This window comes from Arthrobacter sp. GCM10027362, from assembly GCF_042679445.1.
Lineage (GTDB): Bacteria > Actinomycetota > Actinomycetes > Actinomycetales > Micrococcaceae > Crystallibacter.
On the sequence record NZ_JBHTML010000010.1, the window covers coordinates 49491 to 55720 of the forward strand.

7 protein-coding genes are annotated in these 6230 nt (G+C 67.8%); 2 read left to right on the plus strand and 5 right to left on the minus strand.

The features are described from left to right. Positions 1–10 precede the first annotated feature (10 nt). The gene (gene nrdI, locus ACFQ36_RS03600; protein WP_377010711.1) at positions 11–496 is read right to left on the minus strand and encodes a class Ib ribonucleoside-diphosphate reductase assembly flavoprotein NrdI; all 486 of its coding nucleotides are present in this window, start codon (positions 494–496) and stop codon (positions 11–13) included. Between the two features lie 29 nt (positions 497–525). Continuing rightward, positions 526–768, minus strand: a complete 243-nt coding sequence (nrdH, locus tag ACFQ36_RS03605) for a glutaredoxin-like protein NrdH (protein ID WP_377010713.1) — start codon at positions 766–768, stop codon at positions 526–528. A gap of 356 nt (positions 769–1124) precedes the next feature. Between nrdH and ACFQ36_RS03610 the strand changes: the two genes are divergently transcribed. Together ACFQ36_RS03610 and ACFQ36_RS03615 are read left to right on the plus strand one after the other, a co-directional pair. Beyond that, entirely contained in the window at positions 1125–2048 is a 924-nt protein-coding gene (locus tag ACFQ36_RS03610) for a LysR substrate-binding domain-containing protein (protein ID WP_377010715.1), read from the plus strand. Positions 2049–2161: 113 nt separating this feature from the next. Then, positions 2162–3286, plus strand: coding sequence for a metallophosphoesterase (locus ACFQ36_RS03615; protein WP_377010717.1), 1125 nt, complete (start codon positions 2162–2164; stop codon positions 3284–3286). Between the two features lie 68 nt (positions 3287–3354). Here ACFQ36_RS03615 and ACFQ36_RS03620 read toward each other — a convergent pair whose 3' ends face one another. From ACFQ36_RS03620 to ACFQ36_RS03630, 3 genes are all read right to left on the minus strand, one after another. Continuing rightward, positions 3355–3648: a hypothetical protein gene (locus ACFQ36_RS03620; protein WP_377010719.1), complete on the minus strand. Its 294-nt coding sequence runs from the start codon at positions 3646–3648 to the stop codon at positions 3355–3357. 36 nt (positions 3649–3684) lie between these two features. Next, entirely contained in the window at positions 3685–5022 is a 1338-nt protein-coding gene (locus ACFQ36_RS03625) for a serine hydrolase domain-containing protein (protein WP_377010721.1), read from the minus strand. 41 nt (positions 5023–5063) lie between these two features. Then, positions 5064–6230: serine hydrolase domain-containing protein (locus tag ACFQ36_RS03630; RefSeq protein ID WP_377010723.1), on the minus strand; the 1167-nt coding region annotated here is incomplete at its 5' end.

Sequence of the window (6230 nt, forward strand, 5' to 3'; positions counted from 1 at the left end):
TTGGATTTACCTACTGCGGCGTCTGCGACTGTCGTGTCCAAAAGTCTTCCAAGCCCTTCTTTACGCGGGCGACATCCTCCGACGTGCCCATCAATTCAAAACGGTACAGGCGGGGTACCTTGCATTTGGCCGCGATCTTGTCCGCGGCCAGGCAGTACGTCGTACCGAAGTTCGTATTGCCTGCCCCGATGACTCCGCGCAGCAGGCAGCGGTTCTGCTCCTGGTTGAGGAACTTGATCACCTGCGGCGGAATGGCATTCCGGCCCGACTCCCCGCCGTAGGTGGGGAGCATCAGCACAAAGGGCCTGCGGGCATAAATCGTTTCATCATTGCTGTAGAGCGGGATGCGTGCAGCTTCCAGCCCCAGCTTTTCGATGAAACGGTGGGTATTCTCCGAGGCCGAGGAGAAATAGATCAGCGCGGCCTCGGTGCTGGAGCCGGGCGGCAGTCCCGGGCCATGCTGGATGGCGCCTTCGGCCACCTGAACAGCAGCCATGAGAATGCCTCCGTTACTTCCGTGGGGGTTCAGGCCACCTCGGCGGCATGCTGGGCGAGTTCCTCGATCTTGTCGGGACGGAACCCGGACCAGTGGTCCCGTTCGGTGACGACGACGGGGGCCTGCAGGTAGCCAAGGGCGCGGACACGCTCGAGGGCGGCAGGATCCTGGGACAGGTCAACGCTTTGGTATTCGATGCCCTTCTTGTCAAGAGCCCGGTAGGTGGCGTTGCACTGAACACAGGACGGCTTGGTGTAAACCGTGACAGTCATGATCCCTCTTCCCCTTGGGAAACTATGCGAATGTCTGAATTATTCCGAGGGACTCCGCGGTGTTCCCGCGGAACCGGCGGACCGTGCCCCTCCAGCTGTGTCAATACTACATCTAGTGCAGGCGACCGTCCGGGACCCCTAGATGATGTATTACAAGTATGTCATTTATCACCCCCGGAGTCCACAGGCGCTGGGGATATCCGGGCCCCGGAAAACCCCGGATTTCCGCAGCTTTCCGAGCGTCGTCCACACGCTGTGGACGGGTTCCCCACAATTTGAAAAACCTCCGTGTCGCTGCTTCTTCGGCGTGTCGCTTCCCGCCCTCCCGGACCGCCCTCTTCTGGTTCAATTGGCACATGGTCAATCCGGTCCATCTGCGCACCCTGTTGGAAGTCACCCGCAGGGGATCCTTCGCCGCCGCCGCCATGCAGCTGGGCTACACGGCCTCGGCGGTTTCGCAGCAAATGTCCGCCCTCGAGCGCGAAGCCGGCGTCAAGCTGTTCGAGCGCACGGCGCGCAGCGTGCAGCCCACCGAAGCCGCCGTCGTCATGGCCCGCCATGCGGCCAAGGTGCTCACCGACATCGACGCGCTGCTGGCGGCCACGGCCAGCACGCACGAAAACACCAACCAGGAGATCCGGCTCGGAATCTTTCCCAGCCTCGCCACCCATGCCCTCCCCCGGCTGCTGCGTTCCCCGGCGTGGCGGGACCTGGGCCTGAACCTGAAGGTGTTCGTGGCCGAGCCGGCGCAGACCATCCAGGGCCTGCGCGCCGGCGGAGAACTGGACATTGCGCTGGTGTACCAGGTGGGCCAGGGCGGCCTGGCCTGGCCGCACACCGTGAGCCGGCAGTGGATCGGCGACGACAACTTCCGCGTGGTGCTGCCCGAATCCTGGGGCATCCGGGCCGGTTCGGAGGTCGCGGCCTCCCAGCTGGCGGAAATGCCCTGGATCATGCACCATCCCGGAACCTCCGACGCCACCGTGATCGAGCGGCTGTTTGCCAGCTGCAACCTGCATCCGCGGGTGGCCGCCTACTGCGACGACTTCAACGCCAGCCTGGAACTGGCGGCGGCCGGCGTTGGCGCGGCACTGGTACCGGAACTGGCCATGCAGCGCGGCACTGCCGGCGTGGTGGTGCTGGACGTGCCCGAGATCCGGCTGGCGCGCAACATCTTCGCCCTGCTTATCAACGAAAAGCAGAGCGCCCGGATGGACCTGTTCATGGACCAGCTCTCCGGCATCCTGCGCGGGCTGAGCATTGCGCCGCGCCGTACCTGAGCCCCGGTGCCCCAACCGCGGGCCGAGCCTGTACGCACCCCGGCCGCACCCGCATAATGGGTTCCAGCGCCGCCCACGCCGTTCCCGGCACGGCGGGTGGGGGAAGGAAGAGCATGGGGTGGAAACCGACTCCGTCCGCACGCGGTCTGGGTGCCCTGGCCGTGGCGGCAAGCCTGCTCGCCGGCTGTGTCGCGCCGCCGCGCGCCCCCGCGGTTCCGGACGGCTCCCTTGCGGAACCGTCCGCAACCGCCTCGCCCGCTCCGGCGCCGTCCGCTCCGGCATCGTCCGGACCGCCGTCGTCCCAGGCGCCGGCCGAGTCCTCGGTGCATTTCACCGCGGCCGGCGACTTCGCCGCCACTGCGCAAACCAAAGCGGTCCTGGCCGAGACCGCGCGGCTGCGTCCGGACCTGAGCCTGGCCCTGGGTGATCTCTCCTACGGCGAGACAGCCAGCGAGCGCGACTGGTGCGGTCTGGTCACGGCCGCGCTCGGGCCGGACTTTCCGTTCGAACTCATCTCCGGCAACCACGAGAGCGACGGCGGGGACGGAGACATCAGGGAGTTCGTCCGCTGCCTGCCCAACCGGCTGCCCGGGCTGGTCGGCACCTACGGGCGCCAGTGGTACGTGGACGTGCCCCGGGACAACCCGGTGCTCCGGCTGGTCATGATCTCCCCGGGGCTGGACTACCCGGATTCGAGCGATGAAGACTACACGGCCGGCAGCCCGCAGTACCGCTGGACGGCGGACGCGATCGACTCCGCCCGGACCGCCGGCATTCCCTGGGTGGTGGTAGGTGCACACAAACCGTGCCACAGCATTGGCAGGTACGACTGCGACCTGGGTGAGGACATGGCCAACCTGCTGGTGCAGAAAAAGGTGGACCTTGTCCTGCACGGGCACGAGCACCTCTACCAGCGCACCTACCAGCTCGGCCCGGGGCCGGGCTGTCCGGCGCTGGCCCCGGACACTGCGACCGCCGCATGCCTCCGGGACAAGTCCGGCCCGTTCGACGCCGGCGCCGGCACCGTGTTCGCCACAGTCGGCACCGGCGGGAAGGAACTGCGCGACGTCGACCTGCAGGATCCGGACGCACCCTATTTCGCCGCCTACTCCGCGACGAATGCCAATCCGGCCCATGGGCTGCTGGACGTGCATGTAACGCGGACCGAGCTGACTGCCGCGTTTGTTCCCGCCGGCGGCGGCGCCTTCCGGGACGCGTTCACGATCTCCCGGCGGTGACCGTCCCGGTGCCGGCCAATTAACCCTCCACGGGGACATTGGCCGACTGATTTTTGGAAGGGAGGGGGTCAGGCGGAGGGGCCGGCCGTGAGGTAGTTGTGCACCTCGACGAGGGTGACTTCCCCGAACTGCAGACCCACCTCGGAGGCGACCGGGGTGACGTGGTCCCGGTAGTAGGCCTCGAACTGTTCCCGGCTCTGCCAGACGTCCGTGATGCGGATGCCATTGCCGGTTCGGGCCACCCAGTGGAACAGCCCGCCGGCGGCGCCGGGACCTCCCGGGGTGAAATTCAGCTTCCGGATTGCCTCGTCGTACTGCGCCAGGGTTCCTTCCGGAAATTCCATGATGGCTGCGACCGCCATTGCGTCCTCCTCATGTCGTTCTTGTCGCGGGGCCGGCTACTGTTCCGGTTGCGGCACCGGCTGGGCGGGGACGAGCGCCTGCGCCAGCTCGGCGAGGATGGCGCCGTCGGCCTCGACGTAGTTGCCCTGCGCATCGAAGGCTCCCGGCGCATACGTGGTCGCCACCGCGATGGCCAGTTTCTCGGACGGCAGGTAGCCGACCGCCGCCCCGGCGCCGGCAAAGAGCTTGTTCTGGGTGACCCACGGCCCGCGCAGGATGACGCCGAGCCCGTAGGAGGCATCCTCGGTGTTGGCGCGGCAGGCCCGGCAGTCCTGCGCCTCCTTGCCGAAGCCCGCCAGTTCCGGGGACACCTGGGCACTGTGCGAGGTGCTCGAGAGCAGGGTGCCCTCCCCCACCGCCGCGATGGACGTGGTCAGGTCCGTGATGTCGGAAACCTGGACGGCGCCGCCGACGGTGGTCCACGAGGGGTTCCAGAAGGTGGCTTCCTCATAGAAGGGCGTCGCGGCCGGAATGTCCAGGGCCTCGCGCCGCTCGGAGGTGAAGCTGTGCAGCACCGGCTCCGGTATCACCGGCGTGGACAGGCTCTGGGTCTGGCGCAGCTTCAGGGGATCAATGATGCGGGTCTTCATCAGCTGCTCCATCGAGCTGCCCGAGGCCTTCTCGAGCACCCGGGCCAGGATGGCGTAGTCCGTGTGCGAGTAGCCCCAGTTGGTGCCCGGCTCGAACATCATCGGCTTCGAGGTGCCGATCCTGATCAGTTCGTCAGTGCTCCACTGCCGGAACGGGTCCCGGGAGATCCCGTCGAGCACCTCGGGCTGGTAGACATAGTCCGCATAACCGGCGGTCATGTTCGCGAGCATCTTCAAGGTGACGCCGTCGGCATGCGGCAGGTCGGGGAAGAACTGCGAGAGCTTGTCATGCAGGTGCAGCTTCTCCTCGTCGACCAGCCGAAGCAGGATGGTGCCCATGTAGGTGAAGGCCACCGCCCCGTTGCGGAAGTGCATCTGCGGCGTGGCCGGCACCCCGGTCATGGATTCGCCGGCGGCTCCCTCGTAGAGGACCTTCCCCTCCTTGGTGACGCGCACGATGAGGGCGGCGAGGTTGTGCCGGGTCATCGAGGCATGCAGGATCCGGTCCAGGTCCTTGTTCCGGGCACCGGAGCCCCCGGAGTCCCCCGAGTCGCCGGAATCCCCGGCGTCTCCCGCGGCCGGCTCCCGGTCCGCTTGCGCCGTCGGCTGCATAACGGCGGTGGAGGACCCCCGGTCCGGCGGCGCGGGGCCCGGCCCGGTGGAGCTGGTCACCGTAAAGAGTGCGGCGGCCACGCCCAGGCCCAATATCGTCCGCCACGGATGGGACCAGAGGAATGTTCCCACGGCTGCAGCTCCTTGCTCGTACGGACCGGGGCGGGCCCCGCTCATTGAACTGGTTCCATCCCCGCCCGGCCGACGTACACCTGCCGGGCGACGGCGCGGGCGATGGCGGTGGCAGGGCTCCTGCCGTCCGGGGCCGGGGCCAGGTTGGCCCAGACCACCAGCGTCACGTGGTTGGCCGGGTCATGGGCCGCGAAGGTGCTGAATCCCGGCAGTTCGCCGGCGTGGCCGTAGAGACCGCCGAATTTGGCGAGGGCCAGGCCGTACCGGGCGATGTCCAGGGTGCCTGCATCCGGGGACTCGGTGCTGGCCAGCCGGGCGTGCTGCAGCCGCGCGTTAAGCAGGTTCCCGGCGACGAGGGCCTGGGCCCAGGTGGCCAGGTCCCCGGCGGTGGAAATGCCGGCACCGGCGGCCCAGACCCAGGACGGGTTCAGCTCGGTGACATCGTGGGGTTTCAGCGAGCCGTCCCTGGCCTCCTGCTGCAGGAAGACCGGCAGTCCCTGGCTGTACAGGGTCTCGGTGTTGGTGCCGTACATGTAGCCCTGCGGATGCGGCGCGGGGAGGCCACCCGACTCCGGGGCGGCGAACACCGTGTCGGTCAGCCCCAATGGGGTGAACAGGCGGTCCTGGAAAATCCTGGCCAGCGGCTTGCCGTCCAGTTTCTCGGCGATCAGGCCCAGCAGGATGGCGTTGGTGTTGGAGTAGTAGAACCCGTTGTTCGGGGCGAAGTAGGGCTTCTGGGTCCAGGCCAGGGCCAGCAGTTCCGCCGGCGTCCACGCCTTGTGCGGCCGGCCGTCGAGGGTCTGGTTCAGCTCCGGCGTCTCGCTGTAGCTGTACAGGCCGCTGCGCATGTCCAGCAGCTGGGCAATGGTGATGTTCCTGCCATTAGGCACGCCGCGGCGGTACTTCGCGACCGGATCGTCCAGCTTCAGCCTGCCTTCCTGGACCAGCTGGAGGATCACCGTGCCGGTCCAGGTCTTGGTGAGGGAGCCGATCCGGACATGGTCCGCCAGGCTGACCGGGGCGGATCCGTGGTAAGTCCGCGTCCCGTAGGCGAAGCTGAAATCCCCCTCGGGGGTCTTCAGGACGACGACGGCCCCCGGCACCATCAGTTCGGCGGCCAGGGACTTGACGGTCTTCTGCAGCGCACGCCTGTCCAGCGGGCGCAGCGCCGGGCTGCGGGCCGGGGCGCGGGAGGCCGGCGCGGTGGC

Excerpts from the sequence above, each read along its gene's own strand:
- ACFQ36_RS03610 (WP_377010715.1), top strand. The coding sequence starts at position 1,125 with ATGGTCAATCCGGTCCATCTGCGCACCCTGTTGGAAGTCACCCGCAGG.
- nrdI (WP_377010711.1), bottom strand. The coding sequence starts at position 496 with ATGGCTGCTGTTCAGGTGGCCGAAGGCGCCATCCAGCATGGCCCGGGA.
- ACFQ36_RS03620 (WP_377010719.1), bottom strand. The coding sequence starts at position 3,648 with ATGGCGGTCGCAGCCATCATGGAATTTCCGGAAGGAACCCTGGCGCAG.
- ACFQ36_RS03615 (WP_377010717.1), top strand. The coding sequence starts at position 2,162 with ATGGGGTGGAAACCGACTCCGTCCGCACGCGGTCTGGGTGCCCTGGCC.
- nrdH (WP_377010713.1), bottom strand. The coding sequence starts at position 768 with ATGACTGTCACGGTTTACACCAAGCCGTCCTGTGTTCAGTGCAACGCC.